At 63.1% G+C, this 15,750-nt stretch carries 17 protein-coding genes, 2 tRNA genes and 1 pseudogene; 9 read left to right on the forward strand and 11 right to left on the reverse strand.

Annotation, left to right across the window (positions count from 1 at the left end; translation table 11 throughout):
* Positions 1 to 3: 3 nt before the first annotated feature.
* On the forward strand, positions 4 to 1,458 hold the full coding sequence (locus tag FXV83_RS04290; RefSeq protein ID WP_148737944.1) for a short-chain fatty acid transporter: 1,455 nt from the start codon (positions 4 to 6) through the stop codon (positions 1,456 to 1,458).
* A 315-nt stretch (positions 1,459 to 1,773) separates the two neighbouring features.
* On the opposite strand, the gene FXV83_RS04295 is transcribed toward FXV83_RS04290, so the two are convergent.
* Positions 1,774 to 1,859, reverse strand: a tRNA-Tyr gene (locus tag FXV83_RS04295).
* Between the two features lie 206 nt (positions 1,860 to 2,065).
* Between FXV83_RS04295 and rlmB the strand changes: the two genes are divergently transcribed.
* Positions 2,066 to 2,896 (forward strand): 23S rRNA (guanosine(2251)-2'-O)-methyltransferase RlmB, encoded by an 831-nt coding sequence (rlmB, locus tag FXV83_RS04300; protein ID WP_187435642.1) that lies wholly within the window; start codon positions 2,066 to 2,068, stop codon positions 2,894 to 2,896.
* A 63-nt stretch (positions 2,897 to 2,959) separates the two neighbouring features.
* On the opposite strand, the gene FXV83_RS04305 is transcribed toward rlmB, so the two are convergent.
* Together FXV83_RS04305 and FXV83_RS04310 are read right to left on the reverse strand one after the other, a co-directional pair.
* Complete coding sequence (locus tag FXV83_RS04305) at positions 2,960 to 3,484, reverse strand: hypothetical protein (RefSeq protein WP_148737945.1); 525 nt, start codon at positions 3,482 to 3,484, stop codon at positions 2,960 to 2,962.
* A 61-nt stretch (positions 3,485 to 3,545) separates the two neighbouring features.
* A complete protein-coding gene (locus tag FXV83_RS04310) occupies positions 3,546 to 4,031 on the reverse strand; it encodes a hypothetical protein (protein WP_148737946.1) in 486 nt (161 codons plus the stop codon).
* 307 nt (positions 4,032 to 4,338) lie between these two features.
* Here FXV83_RS04310 and FXV83_RS04315 point away from each other — a divergent pair, with 307 nt between their 5' ends.
* Positions 4,339 to 4,791 carry a hypothetical protein gene (locus FXV83_RS04315; RefSeq protein WP_148737947.1) on the forward strand — a complete coding sequence of 151 codons (453 nt, stop codon included), beginning with the start codon at positions 4,339 to 4,341 and terminating at the stop codon, positions 4,789 to 4,791.
* A 159-nt stretch (positions 4,792 to 4,950) separates the two neighbouring features.
* A tRNA-Thr gene (locus tag FXV83_RS04320) sits at positions 4,951 to 5,025 on the forward strand.
* A 1,284-nt stretch (positions 5,026 to 6,309) separates the two neighbouring features.
* Here the strand turns inward: FXV83_RS04320 and FXV83_RS04330 are convergent.
* Positions 6,310 to 6,729, reverse strand: a complete 420-nt coding sequence (locus FXV83_RS04330; protein WP_148737997.1) for a GFA family protein — start codon at positions 6,727 to 6,729, stop codon at positions 6,310 to 6,312.
* 135 nt (positions 6,730 to 6,864) lie between these two features.
* Here FXV83_RS04330 and FXV83_RS04335 point away from each other — a divergent pair, with 135 nt between their 5' ends.
* Positions 6,865 to 7,236 (forward strand): hypothetical protein, encoded by a 372-nt coding sequence (locus FXV83_RS04335; RefSeq protein ID WP_148737949.1) that lies wholly within the window; start codon positions 6,865 to 6,867, stop codon positions 7,234 to 7,236.
* Here FXV83_RS04335 and FXV83_RS45360 read toward each other — a convergent pair.
* A pseudogene (locus FXV83_RS45360) lies at positions 7,233 to 7,576 on the reverse strand (class I SAM-dependent methyltransferase); the annotation flags it as partial. The gene FXV83_RS04335 and the pseudogene FXV83_RS45360 overlap by 4 nt on opposite strands.
* Before the next feature lie 283 nt (positions 7,577 to 7,859).
* On the reverse strand, positions 7,860 to 8,024 hold the full coding sequence (locus FXV83_RS42410; protein ID WP_187435643.1) for a hypothetical protein: 165 nt from the start codon (positions 8,022 to 8,024) through the stop codon (positions 7,860 to 7,862).
* A gap of 104 nt (positions 8,025 to 8,128) precedes the next feature.
* Here FXV83_RS42410 and FXV83_RS04345 point away from each other — a divergent pair, with 104 nt between their 5' ends.
* Together FXV83_RS04345 and FXV83_RS04350 are read left to right on the forward strand one after the other, a co-directional pair.
* Positions 8,129 to 8,521 carry a hypothetical protein gene (locus tag FXV83_RS04345; RefSeq protein ID WP_148737950.1) on the forward strand — a complete coding sequence of 131 codons (393 nt, stop codon included), beginning with the start codon at positions 8,129 to 8,131 and terminating at the stop codon, positions 8,519 to 8,521.
* 301 nt (positions 8,522 to 8,822) lie between these two features.
* The gene (locus FXV83_RS04350) at positions 8,823 to 9,077 is read left to right on the forward strand and encodes a hypothetical protein (RefSeq protein ID WP_148737951.1); all 255 of its coding nucleotides are present in this window, start codon (positions 8,823 to 8,825) and stop codon (positions 9,075 to 9,077) included.
* Positions 9,078 to 9,103: 26 nt separating this feature from the next.
* Here FXV83_RS04350 and FXV83_RS04355 read toward each other — a convergent pair whose 3' ends face one another.
* From FXV83_RS04355 to FXV83_RS04370, 4 genes are all read right to left on the reverse strand, one after another.
* Entirely contained in the window at positions 9,104 to 9,343 is a 240-nt protein-coding gene (locus FXV83_RS04355) for a DUF6719 family protein (protein WP_148737952.1), read from the reverse strand.
* 265 nt (positions 9,344 to 9,608) lie between these two features.
* The gene (locus tag FXV83_RS04360) at positions 9,609 to 10,316 is read right to left on the reverse strand and encodes an outer membrane protein (protein WP_187435644.1); all 708 of its coding nucleotides are present in this window, start codon (positions 10,314 to 10,316) and stop codon (positions 9,609 to 9,611) included.
* Between the two features lie 286 nt (positions 10,317 to 10,602).
* Positions 10,603 to 10,986, reverse strand: coding sequence for a hypothetical protein (locus FXV83_RS04365; protein WP_148737998.1), 384 nt, complete (start codon positions 10,984 to 10,986; stop codon positions 10,603 to 10,605).
* Positions 10,987 to 11,225: 239 nt separating this feature from the next.
* Entirely contained in the window at positions 11,226 to 11,585 is a 360-nt protein-coding gene (locus tag FXV83_RS04370; protein WP_148737954.1) for a His-rich protein BRANT, read from the reverse strand.
* A 230-nt stretch (positions 11,586 to 11,815) separates the two neighbouring features.
* Between FXV83_RS04370 and FXV83_RS04375 the strand changes: the two genes are divergently transcribed.
* Entirely contained in the window at positions 11,816 to 12,355 is a 540-nt protein-coding gene (locus tag FXV83_RS04375; RefSeq protein ID WP_148737955.1) for a tetratricopeptide repeat protein, read from the forward strand.
* A gap of 109 nt (positions 12,356 to 12,464) precedes the next feature.
* Positions 12,465 to 13,847, forward strand: a complete 1,383-nt coding sequence (locus tag FXV83_RS04380; RefSeq protein ID WP_148737956.1) for a serine hydrolase domain-containing protein — start codon at positions 12,465 to 12,467, stop codon at positions 13,845 to 13,847.
* 98 nt (positions 13,848 to 13,945) lie between these two features.
* Here the strand turns inward: FXV83_RS04380 and FXV83_RS04385 are convergent, their stop codons facing one another.
* The gene (locus FXV83_RS04385) at positions 13,946 to 15,505 is read right to left on the reverse strand and encodes a S10 family peptidase (RefSeq protein WP_187435646.1); all 1,560 of its coding nucleotides are present in this window, start codon (positions 15,503 to 15,505) and stop codon (positions 13,946 to 13,948) included.
* Between the last annotated feature and the right edge of the window lie 245 nt (positions 15,506 to 15,750).

The following is a 15,750-nucleotide window of genomic DNA, read 5'->3' on the forward strand; positions in this document are numbered from 1 at the left end:
GCAATGACCGATACGACGGATAAAGCTATCTTCCTCGACGAAGCACCGACACAAACCAACCCGCTTGCGAGATTCTCGCAGTACATGGTCCGCTTCGCCGAGCGCTGGTTCCCCGATGCATATGTCTTCGTTTTGATCGCCGTGGTCTTGATCGCGCTCAGCACCATCGTGCATGGCGGCTCACCACTTGCCGTCAGCCGTGCCTTTGGCGACGGCTTCTGGAATCTCATTCCGTTCACCATGCAGTTGGCGCTGGCCGCCGTCGGCGGCTATGTCGTCGCCATGTCGCCGCCCGTCGCGGCGTTGATGCGTCGGCTGGCCGGCGTTCCCTCCACCGCTCGCGGTGCCGTGGTTTTCGTTGGCGTGCTCAGTATCTTGCTGTCGTTGCTCAACTGGAGCCTGAGCCTGATTTTTTCGGGCCTCTTGGTGCGCGAAATCGCGCGGCGCAACGACATCAAGCTCGATTATCGCGCCGCCGGTGCAGCCGGCTATCTCGGCCTTGGCTGCGGATTCACCCTCGGCATCACGTCATCGGTCGCCCAGCTTCAAGCCAATGCGGCAAGCATTCCGGCCTCGCTGTTGCCGATCACCGGTGTCATCAGTTTTTCCGAGACCATCCTGACTTGGCAAAACCTCGTCACGATCTTGGTCGTGACCACGCTGTCCGCAGCAATCTGTTATCTGACGACGCCGAACGATGCGTTGGCAAGGACTGCAGAGGATCTTGGCGTATCTCTTGATGGCGACCGGATCGAGCCAAAGAAACCGGCACGGCCGGGCGACTTTCTCGAGTTCAGCCCTGTTCTAACCATTCTGACCGTGGCGTTGGCCTCGGGCTGGCTCTGGTGGACCTTTCAGTCCGGCAATCCGCTGATCACTCTCTCAGGCCTGAACACCTATAATTTCGTGTTTCTGATGCTCGGCATTCTCCTGCATTGGCGTCCCCATAGCCTCGTCGAGGCTTTTTCCAAGGCAACGCCGAGCATCTCGGGCTTGTTATTGCAGTTTCCCTTCTACGCCGGCATCGCCCAGATGCTGACCAAAGTGCCTAATAGCAGCGGATTGACGCTCTCCGATACCATCGCTCACTGGTTTGCGCACGTCTCAGTCAACTCGACCGTTTTCTCGTTCCTGATCGGAATTTATTCAGCGGTGCTCGGTTTCTTTATCCCGTCAGCCGGCGGCAAATGGTTCATTGAGGCGCCCTACATCATGAAGGCGGCCAACGAAGTCGGAGCTCATCTGGGCTGGACCACTATGGTCTACAACATCGCCGAGACGCTGCCGAACTTCATCAACCCGTTCTGGATGCTGCCTTTGCTTGGCGTGCTCGGGTTGAAGTCAAAGGACTTGATCGGATACACGTCCGTGCAATTCTTCGTGCACTTCCCGATCGTCATGATCCTGGCTGCAATCTTGATGACGACGTTCATCTACCACGCACCAATTCTGCCCTAATCGATCGATGAACCTGATCATGCGGGATGTCGTGACCTCACCGACCCGACATCCCAGAGTGGGTAATCTCAGGCCTCTCCCGACATCGGCATTCGATACAAGGCAGGTCCGTTCACCCCGCCGAACGAGAACAACATCTCGCAGTTGTCCGCGCGCGCTCGTCAATCCGCGCGGCCCGAACCGCTGCACTCTGTGTTGTTCGAGACCGCAAGTCTAGCGCAGACGCCGTGAATTTCGCTGCTTCCCATGTGCTTCCCAAATCCGGAGGCCTCCACAGAACTGGGAAGCAGCAACGCCCTAAGCCACTGTAATCGTTGGTGGGGGAGGCAGGACTCGAACCTGCGAAGCCATAAGGCGGCTGATTTACAGTCAGCTCCCTTTGCCACTCGGGACACTCCCCCGCTCGACGGCAGCACAATCGGGCCGGACCTTGCCGGCGGACCGAAAACGGCCATGGAACGTGAAGGCCGCAACAGCCCGGATGGGGGCGCGACCGGGCGCGGTTATGGGCGAAGCCGTGGGGTAAAGTCAACCGAGGCGGACAGCTAAAATCGCCTCCTTGGACGCCCAAATTGCCATATTCCGGAACCCGTGACACAAGCGCACCATGAACGAGCGCAAATTCACACCCAAGCGCCCCCGCGGCGGCGGTAAGCCCTTCAACAGACCAGGGAAATCCGTAGGCCGCCCAGCCTGGCGCGACCGCGATTCGGCCCCCGACGGGCCCGTCATCCTCTATGGCTGGCACACCGTCACCATGGCACTCGCCAATCCCGTGCGGCGGATCCGCAAGCTGACGCTGACCGAGAACGCCGCCCGCCGCCTGGCGGACGAGAACATCGAAACCCGCATCGCGCCCGAGATCGTCCGGCCCCAGGAGATCGATCGCCTGCTGTCGCCCGACGCGGTGCACCAGGGCCTGCTTGCGGAAGCCGATCCCCTGCCCTCGCCCGACATCGAGACGCTAGAGCCGGAAGGCATAGTGCTGGTGCTCGACCAGATCACCGATCCGCACAATGTCGGCGCGATCCTGCGCTCCGCCGCCGCCTTCGCGGTCAAGGCGATCGTCACCACCGCGCGCCACAGCCCGGAGGCGACCGGCGTGCTGGCGAAGGCGGCTTCAGGCGCGCTGGAGCTGGTGCCGATGATTACCGTGCAAAACCTCGCCCGCGCGCTGACCGCGCTGAATGAATGCGGCTTCCTGACCGTCGGGCTCGACAGCGAGGGCAGCGAGGATCTCTCCGATGTCACACTGCGCGAGCCGCTCGCGCTCGTGCTTGGCGCCGAAGGCAAGGGCCTTCGACAATTGACGCGCGAAACCTGCAGCGTGGTGGCGCGGCTCGACATGCCCGGCGAAATCAAGAGCCTCAACGTATCGAACGCCGCCGTGCTCTCTCTCTATGTCGGCGCGAGCCGGCTCGGGTTGATGAAGCGGTAGCAAAACAAAACGCCCGTCCGCATCACGCGGACGGGCGCTTCGTTGGCTCAACCGATCGAACGTTCAGTAATAGCGGCGCAGCACGCGGTGGCCGCCGTAATAGTACGGCGCGGGCGCGCGGCGTTGGGCATAGCCGTAGCGCGGGGCGTAGCCGTAGCGCGGGCCATAGCCATAGTGCACGCGCGGCAGGTAGCCCTGGCGCGGACCGTACCCGTAGCGATACGGACGATAGTACGGCCGGCGATAGGGATAGGCGGCCGGCGCTTCGACGGCGGCGGCACGATATCCATAGCCGTAACCGTAATTGGCGGGCGCAACCACCGCGTCCTCACGATAGGTCGGATACGGCGCGAACGCGCCCGGGCCGGTGTAGGTCGGGCCCTGGTTGACGTAGTAGTATTGGGTCGTCGGCTCGGCGAGGCGCTCATAGGCGCCATAGCCGTACCCATAGCCGCCGCAGCCGGTGTTGCAGCCGGAATAGACCGGCGCAACCGGCTGGCACGGATTGAAGCCGCAGGCCATGGCGGGCGCGGCCCCAGCAATCATCACGGCAGCCGCCGCGACCAGTCCCGAAATCATTTGACGCATTACTCTCTCCTGTTGATTTCCGTTTCGTTGGATTTGACGTTTCTTAACCGGGTGGCTTGTCTTAACCGGATGGCTTGCCGGCCCCCTCGGCATGTGGCCGCGGCCGACGATGCTGCGGATTGACGTTGATCTGCGGCGCCAGGATCACCGGCGGCGGATCGACCGGAATGTCCATTTGCGGCGGCAACGGCGCAGACTGCGCACCCCAGCTGCGCTGGTAGCTCTCCGCAGGCTGCGGCAGCTTGCGGTTCGCGGGCGGCTCGACCTCGAGGCGGCCGTAGCCGGGCCGCAAGCCCAGGGTCGGATAATAATGGCCGACATCGGAGGGCTGCCGCTCGGCGACATAGCGCCCGCCATAGATCGTGGGCTGCACCTGGACGTTCTTGCCGAGACCCCAGACACCTTCGACGACGGTGTAGGACGCATCGATGCCATTGATGATGATGGGCACGCCGGGCCGGCCGGGGACGACGACATCGAAGCCGCCGCCGGCAAACGCCGACGCGGGTAATCCGATCAGAAAGGTTGCGAGCGCCACGGCGCGCATAGGCGGGATCCCGGTTGTTCCGGAACGCAACCTATCCGATTGCAACGCAGCTAGGGTTAAGGCCGGCTCATCAAATGGCGGTAAGCCTAACGCGCAAGGGTCGATAGCGGCTCAAATGCCGCGAGGTGCGCTAGCGAAGCGTTAACGGGACAGTCGGCCACAGCACGGCCGGAGCGCAGACGGTTGCGTGGCACAGACTGCACATCCTGGGCGGGCTCACGTCGATGTGACACCGCTTGCGAGAAAGCGCGGAACGACTGCCGGACGTCGCACTTAGCACAGGTCTCAACAACATGGAGGAAATGCCATGACGAGCCTGAAGCTTCTTGGCTTGGCCGCGATCGTCGCGTCCACGCTGGCGGCACCTGCCTTCGCGCAAACCGTGACCGACAATTCGGCCCGCTGCACCGGGCTCTTCCAGGATCCCAATTGTCAGAATCTCGGCCCAGGCAATCGCACCACCGACCGCGGCTATCGCCACAGGCACATGGCCCGTCGGCAAGTGAATTCGAATGATGGAACACAATCCGGCTTCTGGCCGCTCGACACGGCGGGCGCCGTCGCCGGCGCTGCGGTCGGCACCGCGGCAGCGGTGGCCGCCGCACCGTTCCAGGGCTGGGGCAACTCCTACGCGAGCTACGACCGCGGCGGAACGAGCTGGCACGGCGACTGGGACAGTTACGCCACCCGCAACGGCATCGTGTGCAAGCCCGGCACCTGGTTCAAGGGCGGCGATGGCCGCCGGCACCTCTGCCAGTAGACCCCGCAGCCAGGCGAAATGGTTCAGGCGGCCCTTTGGGCCGCCTGTTTCGTGCCGGCGAACGCCACCCGCGGGTTCTGGCACTTTTTGGGCAAGTCTGGTATTGCGACGCGCGGGCGGGCAGCCCGGCCCGTGCCGGCCCCTGCCCTTTTCAGCGTCGCCGGCTTAGCTCAGCGGTAGAGCAGCGGTTTTGTAAACCGAAGGTCGGGGGTTCAATCCCCTCAGCCGGCACCAGCGATTTAGCCGACACAGCGGCCTTACCCATTGGGGCTGCCTTTGCCCCCATCGATAAGACCATATGGGGAGGCCTCAGGACGCCCGGCAGGCGTTCCAATCAACGCTGCCAGCCGTCCACGGGTCTCGATTGTGTAAGGCTCCCCAGAAGCCCGCCGCTAATTTGCGACGGGCAATCTAAAATCAATTCTGTGCGTCGGCTGCGAACAACGAAAAATAAGCATTGAGTCTGGCGCGACCTTCAGCCCGCCAATGATATCTGCGTTCAAATGCATCACCTCTAGCTGCAGTTTTGGTGCAAACGGATCGGACGAGGGAGCGAGGCGCGCCGAGTGTCCCTCGGACACATTGTCGTCAGGCGTGCGTACGATTTGATCGAGACGGTCGGCTGTGTCTGTGTTTGTGGGGTCCGCGGCAAGTAGCTTCGTGGAATCGGCGGTAAGAGTTGATTTGAGATAGGTAGTAAATTCCAGTTTCGTGTTCACTATAGTCTTTCTGTTGTGCGCACAAAAAAACCGGCGTGCGCTGCCGGGCGGAATCACAGAATGTAATTTGTAAGCGGATCAACCTGACTTCGCGCGTCGTTCTGCATGCGGACAGACCGATCCGAACGTCGCTGGTGTCAAGGAGCCGCGGCTTCTGAGCAAGCTTCTTCAGACACGTGCATCAATCAAAAGTCATCCTCGTCCGAGCGGACGACTGCTCCACATCGCGGGAATCGCCGGTGGGCGGCTGCCATTGATGCCGCCGTTGTGACGGCTCGTGAAAGTTCGTGCCGATTGCAGCCTGCGCGGCCGGCCTTACGTGAACAGCCATGCCAGCTTCCTTGGGAGATGATGCGATGCGTTCCTTTTTGAGCTTAGGCTTTCTCATTGCCCTATGTGCCTCGGCAAATGCCGCGACGGCACACCACCCACACCGCAAACACGCCGTTGCCCGTCAGGATCCTGGCGTGATCATGAGCCCCGTTCCCTATGGTGCCTACGCCGGGCCTCGTCCACCGGTCTACTTCAACGACCAACCGGATCCCCTGGTGGATAGACCCTACAAGAACTGGGGCGGCTAGAGCATGATTCGGAAAAGTGTGCAGCGGTTTTCCGAAAAGATCATGCGCAAACAATAACCTGTTCACGTCGTCCGAGCAGCCACCCGGCTTGCCTCCCGCAGCTGCCTAGCTGCGCTTGGGGCGTCCCGGCCGCAAGCGTTCGACCAGACTCCGAAGCTCTCCCGGGGATTCCTGTCGGCTGTACTGACCAATCCTCTAAGCCGGCACCAGCGCAATCCTCAGCTTGAATTCTTCGCCACGCTGCTTTGCTGGAAGTGTTCGACGGCCGCGCCGTTGATGTCGGCCCAGCCATGTTTCGACTGCTCGAAAACCGATCTGACCGGCGCCGGGTAGTTTGGGTCCGCGATTGCGCCAACGGCAACGCCGATCATCGCAGGCAGATTGTCGGCCTTCCAATACACCGTTGAACCGCAGTCGGGACAAAAATAGCAACGGACCTTGCCACCGCTTGCGGCGGCGCGAACGTACTCTTTTGGAGCTCCCGAGATCGTGACGACCTCAGCGGGGTAAAAGGCACCCACACCGAACGGCGCGCCCGTTCGCCGCTGGCAGTCAATGCAGTGACAGGCAACGACGAGGCTCGATGACCCCGGAAGCGACAGCGCAAGGCCGCCGCAGCTGCATCTGGCGTCGACCATCAACACAGACTCCCGTTCAGATCCGCCGCATCGGCCGAGGCGTGTCAAAGAAGAGAAAGCCGTTAACCGCCGCATGCCCAGATCAGGGAGGCTCGCAAGCCCTTCAACGATGTTCAACTGAAATTCTACCAAGAAATGGCGCGCATTGGGGGTACGCTCGCAACGACCAATCCCACTTCGCAATCTGACCTCTGGACCGGCACGAAACGTGACTTTTATGCCCTCTACTGGAGCGGGCTTTCGATGGTGGAAGACCGCCAGGTCGAAATCGGCATCATCAATCTCGAAAGGTCGCTTCGAAATTTTGCGCGCAGTTCCGGCACTCATAGATCGGTACGAGATCGCGTCTATTGCCTTGCGCTCGCGATGCAAAGTTCGATTGGACTCTCATGGAAAGTGCATCTCACCGAAGGTCCGGAACTTCCAAATAAAGAGCGCGAGCAACAGAAGCGGTGCAATGTAGAGGTAGAATTGAATTCGGCTGATTCAAAGCTGACCGAAGACTAGATTTCGCCTAGAGTGCAACTGCCTTCGGGCAATCGATCCAGCCGCCAGACCCCGAGGCTCTTGTCGCGCCACCCGCCGGCCCCCCTCCTCGCAACGCTCGTTGATCAGCGCGCGCGGCGTCGGCCAGTTGAACGGCGCCCGCTCCGTGTTCAGCGCCCGCCAGTCGCCGTCCTCGCAATCCTGATTCTTGTCCCATTCAGGAAAGGCCGTGACCAGCAGGAAGCGCGCCGCTGCCGCGAAAGCGGGCGACGGCGCGGTCGATATTTGCAAAACTCAGATGCACGAGGCAGTCCCGGCACAGGATCAGATCGAGGCCCACGAAATTATCGCGGTCGGCGACGAACCGTTCGTGAGCGAGCGCTGGAGGGCGATTGGAGGTCATCGGACGAGACTCAAACAAATTTCCGTCGCAGGCACATTATACAGGCGAGGTGTTGCGTCCGAAATCTCCGAACATGAGGTAGTGTGCGCATCCGATGCGCTCAACCACCGTCCGACAGAAGGCCAAAATCATCGCCGGTGCCGTGGCGGCGATCGTCGCGACAGGCTTCCTGTTCGCGATCGCCATGGCCCTCCTGCTGCCGCAATAGGAGCTGCGGCTCGCCGGCGGCGCGCGGCAAGGCTCACGTCGGCGAGGCCTCCTGGCCCTCCCCGGGCCGGCCATGAGCGCGCACCAAGGCCTCGACGAACGCGATCACCTCTGCCCGCTTGTCCGGCGACAGCGACAGAAAGGCGCGCACCAGCCTCAGGCCCTGCGCTTCCTCCGATTGTTCTTCTCCGGCATCCATCGGTTGAGTGTCGGACAATCGGGAAAAATATGCAATCCCCTGCAAGTACCTGACTTGATTCGGCGAACCAGCTTTGGTGGAATGGATCCAGCAAAGGGGGGACCATGAAGTGGATCAGGGAGCGCGACGCGCTGATCGCTCAGACACTGGCCTTCGTCCAATCGGTCACCGGTAGGAACGAGGACTTTCCCCCGCCGCAGGCCCCGGCGGCGGCGTCCGCCGTGATCACCGAGATCGTCGCCGTCCGGGCTGCTGCGGTCGAAATCGAGCCGCCAGCGGCCACCTCACCGCTCGCCGCCCTGCAGCCTCGGCCCGTCCAGGTCCCGCCGCCGCGGACCGGCGTCGATGTACGCACCGAGATGCAGGCCCGCATCGTCAGTTTCCGCAAACATCAGGAGCGGTTCCAGCGCGAACGGGAGGAATATTGCGCGGCGACCCTGAGCAGGCTCCGCGCTGCCATCCGCGACATCCCGTCACGACCGCCGGCGGATAAGTAGAGCCGATCGTTTGAAGCCCCTATAGCCACGACCACACCAACCAGAGATTGGCCGCGCAGGCGCCGACCAGTGCCAGCGTCAGCGGCAGGAGCATGTGCCCGCAGGAGGTTTTCAGGTCGGACGTCATGGCCGAAAACATCCGCTGATTCCGGCAAATGAGTCCCAGGGATTCTTTTTTTTGGGATTCAGGACTCGTTTACGACTCAGGGCCCGCCGCCTCGATCACGCTCCCGTGATTTCCCTCTGGCAGGAAACCCTAGCCCCTACAGGACGTTAACGGGTCTTTATGGGAGCGGGAAGCATGCCGTACGCGCTGTTTTGCAACGACGCCCAGATCAGCAAGGCCTATCCGGGCGAGTCCGACGTCTGGAAGCTCGCGCAACGGAGCGGCCTCGTCGTGGACGTCAGTACCGACGAGCAGCGGCCCGGGCCGCGCCGGGTGCTGGACAACGACTATGAGATCAAGCCCTGCCAGGCCGCCCAAGGCGAAGACCCCGCCAAGAACAAGGCGGACGCCGAGCAGGAGTCGAGGATGGAGCTGCAGTTGAGTTCGTAAGCTTCGGCCGAAAGTCGCCCCGGCCCTCAGGGCATGGCCGTCGTCAGCGACGCCTGCTCGCCGGCCAGGGCCACACAGGCCTTGCGGCGGTGCAGCCCGCGGATGGCACCAGTGACCTTCAGCACCTTGCCGGACGGACAGGCGCCGTCGCGGACGAAGGCGACCTCATAGGGTGCCAGCATCAAAGGCTCGGATTTGAGGATTGTCTGTGCAAAGCACGGCAGTGCAAGGAAACACGAGACCACCACCGACGCCAAGATACGCATGTTCGTTGTCCCACCAGCCCGGCAATTCTCATAATACGCGTTCCGGAGCGCGAGTTCCGTAAGCGGCAAAAATTATTTTTGCTTTACCTCAGCCCCATGACGCGCGTGAGAAGGCGCGCTCCAGAACGTTTGCTTGCAAATGACGCGCCAGATGGTTCACGCAAAGGAAACAACGGGCTGACGAACAAAAGGCTGGCAAACAAAAGGCGGGCGAAGCGGCCGGCCTTTGTCAGATCGTAGTCGGATCTTGGCTCCTGGCGACAGCTCAGTAGCGCGAGGCGGACGGGCCGCCCCAGCCGAAGCGGTAATTCACACCGGCCTTGACGGTATGCTCGTCCTCCCGGCCGCGGACGCCGACGATGTCCGCCGGGCCGGAGGTGAAGGTGGTGCTGCCGAAATTATAGTACTGGTACTCGGCCTTGGCCGACCAGTTGGGCGCGAACATGTATTCAAGGCCGGCACCGACGGTGTAGCCGTCCTTGCTGTTGCCGGTGGTGGTGAAGGCTTGCGGCACGCCGGCAATGTTGACGCCGAGGCCGTTGTTGCGCCAGGCGTAGCCGCCCTTGGCGTAGACCAGCGCCGGCCCCCAGGTGTAACCGATCCGGCCGGTCGCCGACCCGATCTGGTCGGTGTTCGACGTCACCTGCGTGCCCAGCGGGAACAGAGCACCGTTGTTGCTGGTCGGCAGCCACGAATATTGGGCTTCGACGCCCACCACCCAATTGGGCGCGAACTGGTAGTCAAAGCCGCCCTGCACGCCGCCCATGAAGCGTGCGTCGCTCGACTGGAAGCTGCTGTCGCCGGCGAACGCGCCGCCGACATGGCCGCCGATGTAGAAACCGGTCCAATTATAGATCACCTGCGGCGGCGTGTAGGCCGGCGCCTTGGTGTAGGGGCGCGGCTGCATGTCGGCTGCTGCGGCTGGCGCTGCCAGCGCGAGCAGAGCCGCCGCGCCTAGCCAAATCGTTCTCATGCTCATCCCCGTTCTTTCATATTCGACACTCAGCAAACAACGTGGCGTGAATTGGGTTGCTTCGCGGCGATGCCGGAACGTTGATCGTCCGCAACTGTGACAGGGCGGCAACAAGCCGATTTTGTTCCGTCACGTCCCGCCTGTGCCGACAGATTTTGTCCTCTGCGCGAGGTCTGCCGTAACAATTTGTCGCGAGGCGAAACAACCCGTTCAAAGCTCGCCACAATGTGATCCAGCACTCCGGCAGGCGCTGTTCTAGCACCCGGCGATGAAGGCGGGCTTTGCGCTATCGCGCCATCTTTTCGAGTTCCGGAAAGGGTGCGTAAACCGCTCCGGCGCAGAGCTCGCTGGCGCGATCGACGACGCGGTCCGCCCGGCCGTTGACGAAGACCACGGCGCGCTCGCGCATTCCCTTGTAGTTGCCGTCGGTCTCGCGTGGCGCGAAGTGCAGGCAGCTCACGTAAAACTGCCGGCCGCCGACCTCGCGCAATACGGGCTCGGCCATGCCAGCGTCGCGAACGCCGACCGGGTTATTCAGATAGGTGCGCATGAGCGCCAGCGTGTCGCTGCGGAAATTATCGGGGAACGGTTGCGGACCTGCGTCCGCCAGGGACGGACGGCCGCCGTCGCTGCCAAAACATGCCGCAAGCGCCAGCGGCAGTACGAGGATCGCCACACGTTTCGCCAATCGCCTCACGGAATCGAATTCTCCCGCCAATCAGTCCCGGCGACGTTCTAGCCCCAAGGTTAGGCAAAGGGAATTCGGTCCTGCCCGCAACGCTGGCGAATAGCGCACCGGCCCGCCGCCGGTGCCTGCGCTTTCGCGCAGGCACCAAGACGACAGGCCGGCCTGAATTCCGCGCGCGGCGGCGGGGCAATGCGGGGGATGCCGCCGCGCGGGTTCAGTCGTTAGCTACGCTTGTCGGCGGTCGCCGGCTTGGTGAGGTCCGGCTGCGCCTTCAGCGACTTCTTGGCCGACACCTGCTTGTGGTGATGGCGGTGCGTGCGCACGCTCTTGTGCTCGTCGGGCGTGACGGCGGCGTTGGCGTTCATGGCCTTCACCTTGGAGTCCGCCTTGACGTCGGCGGCCTTCGTATCGGCCTTGACGCCGGCGGCCGGCTTCGCGGCCGTGTTCGACACCTTGGTCTGGCTCTGGTCCGCCTTGATCACCGGCGCGGTCGTGGTGGTGGTTTTGCCGGTCTCGGCCGCGATGGCCGGGGCTGCGATGACGGACGCTGCAAGCAAGGCTGCGGAAATGGTCTTCAACATGGTGGTCTCCTCTGTGAAGGATCTTGAGGCGGCGCCCTTTGCCAACCCTTCGATCGTGGGTGGGAGCCTAGGCGGCGCGCACTGAACCCAATCTGAAGCCGGCTGCAGGCTTTCGTTCATCTCGATGACAAGTTTGTCATCTGTGGCCGGGCGGAATGTTTTGGCCCGTCGGGTGTTCCGGTCTTCAGGCAATCGTGTAGGATCGCCACGTTCCATACGGGAGAAGATGAATGCGCAAACTTTCCATGCTTCTGGTACCGGGACTTGTCTCGATGGCGCTGGCCGCCGGACCGGTGCTGACCAGCGCCTACGCCGCCGGCAGCGACGAGCCCTCGCCGCCGAAATCGGACACCTCGACCAAGAAGTCGAAGAAGAAGAGCTCCTCCGTCAGCGATCCCAAATTCCTTGCCGCCTATCGCACCGCCTACACCACCATCTACGATGGCCACGACTACACCGGCGCGATCGACCAGCTGAAGTCGCTCAAGCGCGACGATGTCGCCGACGTTGCCAATTTGATCGGCTACTCTTATCGCAAGCTCGGCGATTATCCGTCGTCGAAGGTCTATTACGAGCTGGCGCTGAAGGACGATCCGAACCACGTGCGGACCTGGCAGTATTATGGGCTCTGGCAGCTCGAGCAGGGCAACCGCGAACAGGCACAATATCATCTGAACAAGATCGCCTCGCTCGCCGGCACCGACAGCTCCGAATATCGCTCGCTCGCCGCGGCGCTCGACAAGCCGACCGGCACGACGCTGGTTTACTAAGACATTCGATCTGCGAACAACAAGAACCGGCAGGACCCGCGGGGGTTGTGCCGGTTCTGCTTTTTCGGCTAGCCTTCGCGCCGCAATCCTCCCTTAGAATTGGTGCGCAATGGACGCGTGGCTACGATCCGCCGTCGACTACATCGGCTCCTGGATCGAATTCCAACTAACGACATCGCAACAGCCGGGCGTCATCGTTGCATTCGCCCATCGCGGCGAAGTTGTCGCCGAGCGCGCGTTCGGCCTCGCCAATCTCGACACCGGCGAAAAACTCACCTCGCGTCACCGCTTCCGTATCGCCTCGCACTCGAAGAGCTTCACCTCGGCCGGCATCATGAAGCTGCGCGAGCAGCGCAAGATCCGGCTCGACGATCCCGTCGGCGACTATATCAGCGGCCTGCATCCGCGCGTTGCCGAGACGACGATTGCACAGGTGCTCTCGCATAGCGCAGGGCTGACGCGGGACGGCGCCGATTCCGGCCAGTTCATCGACAGCCGCCCCTATCTGACCCAGAGCGAGCTGCGCGCAGAACTGAAGCTGCCGACCGCGATCGAGCCCGGCACACGCTTCAAATATTCCAACCACGGTTTTGGCCTGATCGGCCTCGTCATCGAAGCCGTGACGAAGGAGCCCTACGCCGTCTGGATCAAGCGCGAGATCATCGCGCCCGCGGGCCTGCGCGAGACCGAACCCAACGCGCTGCTTCCCAGGGGGACGCCGTTCGCGCGCGGCCACACGCGAAAGCTGCCGCTGGGCGAGCGATGCGTGATTCCCGGCGACAATCCGGCCCACGCGATGGCGTCCGCCGCGGGCTTCGTCGCGACCGCCGCCGATACGGCGCGTTTCTTCGCCCAGCTTGCGCCCAATGCAAGCAAGAGCGTGCTATCGGTCGCGAGCCGCCGCGAAATGACGCGGCATCATTGGCGCGTCCCGCAAAGCTTTGAGGCCTATTACGGCCTCGGCGTCAACGCCGGCAAGACCGACGGCTGGGACTGGTTCGGCCATGGCGGCGGTTTTCAGGGCTATATCTCCCGGACCTGCTCGATCCCCGCTTGCGAGCTCGCGATCAGCATCCTGAGCAACTCCATTGACGGTGCGGCACCATTCTGGATGGACGGCGCGATGCAGATCTTGCGCGTCTTCCAGACCCGCGGCGCGCCCGACCGCGGCGTACGCGACTGGACCGGCCGCTGGTGGACAATCTGGGGCGCCACCGACCTGGTGCCGATCGGCAACCGCGTGCTCCTCGCCAATCCGCAATTCAACAATCCGTTCATGGATGCCGCCGAGATCGAGGTGACCGGCCGCGACACCGGCAAGCTCGCCTCGGCCGCCGGATACTCCAGCCACGGCGAGCCGGTGCGCCGCGTCCGTGACAAGCGTGGCAAGGTGAGCGGCATCTGGCTCGCAGGTGCCAACGTCAAGCCGGAGCGAATCGTCGCCCGCGAGATCGCGCGGCGATACAAGCCGCGAAAACGCCGGCCTGTTTAATCGGAGCATGATCTCCGCGCAAACGCGTTCCGCGTTTGTCGCGACGGAAAGCCGCTGCGCACTTTGCGCTAACGCAGCCCTTCGGTCCGGATCATGCCCTACTCCCTGATCAGCGCCTCGACCTCACTGCGAAACGCCTGCCGCGAGCCGTCGTGTGAATAGAACATGTGGCCGCCGGGATAGACGACGAACTTCACGCGTTGCGTCGCAAAGGCCGGAAGTTGGTCGAGCACCCGCTTCGTTCCGAAATAGGGCGTGGCGAGATCGAACAGGCCGTGCGCGACGAGCACGTTCAGCTTCGCATCGGTGGCCAGGATCTGGCGCAACTCCGACACCGATTGCGGCGGGCTGATGCCATTGCCGAAATCCCAATTGCGCTCGACGGCGCCGTTCAAAATTTCATAAGAGCCGTCGGGCCGCCAGTTGAGCTTGCGTGTCAGGACGTCGACCGCAGCACTCGTCAGCGGCGCCTGAAGCGCATCGCCTGAGGGATCGCCGAACCGGGAGTTGCCCGAATCCGGATAGGGATCGAAGCCGCGGACGGAGGCGTCGTAGCGCCCGGTCACTTTGCCGTTCTTGCGGTCCAGTTCGCGGCGGAATTCACCGACGTCGAAGCGGCCGGCGACCCTGCGGCTCACCGCCTGGTCGATGCCGGTTAGGCCAGCGACTTTGTCGGCAAGACGGTTGGTGGCCTCCTTGTCCGCCTCGCCCTTGACGAGATCAGCCAGGAACTCGCCGCGTGCGTAAGCCTCGACGTCGGCAAGATCGGCGCGCGTGACCGGCCCCTTGGCTTGACGGGCCACCGCGACGTAGCTTGGCAAGGTCGCGACATATTGCAGGAGGCTGGTGCCGGCGAACTCGCGAAAGTCGAGCAATGGCGACACCAGGACAAGGCCCCTGACGCCGACGCCGTGCTGGAGCTGCAGCTGGCGCACGACCTTCGGTCCGCGAATGCCTCCATAGCTCTCGCCCGCGACGTATTTCGGCGAGACCAGGCGGTCGTGCTTCTCGAGCCAGCGGCGGATCACGAGCGCGATCGAGTTGACGTCGCCATCGACCGAATAGAACCGTTTTCGTGCGTCGTCTCCACTTGCGGCGAAGCGGCTGTAGCCAGTGCCGACGGGATCGATGAAGACGAGATCGGTGAAGTCGAGCCAGGTCTCCGCGTTTGGCTTCACCTCGGGCGACGCCGATGGCGACAGCGCTTCGCCGTCGAGCGGCAGCCGCCACGGCCCGGCAGCGCCGAACTGGAGCCACGCCGACGATGCACCGGGCCCGCCGTTGAACAGGAACGTGACCGGGCGCGTGGCGCGGTCGGCGCCGTCGAGCTCGTAGGAGGTGGTGGCGATGTCGGCGAGCGGCTCCCTCTTCTCGTCGAACACGCGGATCGAGCCGGCGGTCGCGGCGAAGTTGAGCGTCCGCCCGGGCAGATCGAGCGTCTGCCTGGTGGTCGAATCCGCCGGGAGACGGTGCGGCTCGGCAGCAGATGCCGACGCGTTCTGCGCGCCAGCGCCTCGCCCGCCCTTCTGGCCGGTTGGCGCCGTTGCCTCGGAGCGCGGCTGCGGCGGATCATCCGCGCGCGCAAAACCTGCAAAGGCGAATGCAGATACTGCCAGCACCAGCCCCGTTCGGCGCAGCGCCGACCAACGCATCACCATGACGATTCTCCCTGCCCGGCCGGACTCGCACATCATCGCTTGCCGGCCAGCGCTGGCCAAAGTTCTAGCCGTCAATTGCGACGGTTTGGGGGATCCAAAGCGCCTGGTTGAATTTGCGCACTGGGTCAGCCCGTCCGATCTGGATCATGGCACGGCCCCAGCCAATTCGAGCCGATTTTTTACCCTGAATCGAGACGGGTGGCCATCCGACCCGCCGCCGGTTTGCTTTCAAGGGACTGTCATCC

The sequence above is a fragment of the Bradyrhizobium hipponense genome, assembly GCF_008123965.1.
Taxonomy (GTDB): Bacteria; Pseudomonadota; Alphaproteobacteria; order Rhizobiales; family Xanthobacteraceae; genus Bradyrhizobium; species Bradyrhizobium hipponense.

Bases quoted from the DNA above. Each gene is read 5' to 3' on its own strand.
- FXV83_RS04330 (WP_148737997.1), bottom strand. From the start codon at position 6,729: ATGGTCGACGCCAGATGCAGCTGCGGCGGCCTTGCGCTGTCGCTTCCG.
- FXV83_RS04290 (WP_148737944.1), top strand. From the start codon at position 4: ATGACCGATACGACGGATAAAGCTATCTTCCTCGACGAAGCACCGACA.
- FXV83_RS04335 (WP_148737949.1), top strand. From the start codon at position 6,865: ATGGCGCGCATTGGGGGTACGCTCGCAACGACCAATCCCACTTCGCAA.
- FXV83_RS04360 (WP_187435644.1), bottom strand. From the start codon at position 10,316: ATGAGAACGATTTGGCTAGGCGCGGCGGCTCTGCTCGCGCTGGCAGCG.
- FXV83_RS04355 (WP_148737952.1), bottom strand. From the start codon at position 9,343: ATGCGTATCTTGGCGTCGGTGGTGGTCTCGTGTTTCCTTGCACTGCCG.
- FXV83_RS04345 (WP_148737950.1), top strand. From the start codon at position 8,129: ATGAAGTGGATCAGGGAGCGCGACGCGCTGATCGCTCAGACACTGGCC.
- rlmB (WP_187435642.1), top strand. From the start codon at position 2,066: ATGAACGAGCGCAAATTCACACCCAAGCGCCCCCGCGGCGGCGGTAAG.
- FXV83_RS04310 (WP_148737946.1), bottom strand. From the start codon at position 4,031: ATGCGCGCCGTGGCGCTCGCAACCTTTCTGATCGGATTACCCGCGTCG.
- FXV83_RS04370 (WP_148737954.1), bottom strand. From the start codon at position 11,585: ATGTTGAAGACCATTTCCGCAGCCTTGCTTGCAGCGTCCGTCATCGCA.
- FXV83_RS04385 (WP_187435646.1), bottom strand. From the start codon at position 15,505: ATGGTGATGCGTTGGTCGGCGCTGCGCCGAACGGGGCTGGTGCTGGCA.
- FXV83_RS04350 (WP_148737951.1), top strand. From the start codon at position 8,823: ATGCCGTACGCGCTGTTTTGCAACGACGCCCAGATCAGCAAGGCCTAT.
- FXV83_RS04305 (WP_148737945.1), bottom strand. From the start codon at position 3,484: ATGCGTCAAATGATTTCGGGACTGGTCGCGGCGGCTGCCGTGATGATT.
- FXV83_RS42410 (WP_187435643.1), bottom strand. From the start codon at position 8,024: ATGGATGCCGGAGAAGAACAATCGGAGGAAGCGCAGGGCCTGAGGCTG.
- FXV83_RS04375 (WP_148737955.1), top strand. From the start codon at position 11,816: ATGCGCAAACTTTCCATGCTTCTGGTACCGGGACTTGTCTCGATGGCG.
- FXV83_RS04380 (WP_148737956.1), top strand. From the start codon at position 12,465: ATGGACGCGTGGCTACGATCCGCCGTCGACTACATCGGCTCCTGGATC.
- FXV83_RS04315 (WP_148737947.1), top strand. From the start codon at position 4,339: ATGACGAGCCTGAAGCTTCTTGGCTTGGCCGCGATCGTCGCGTCCACG.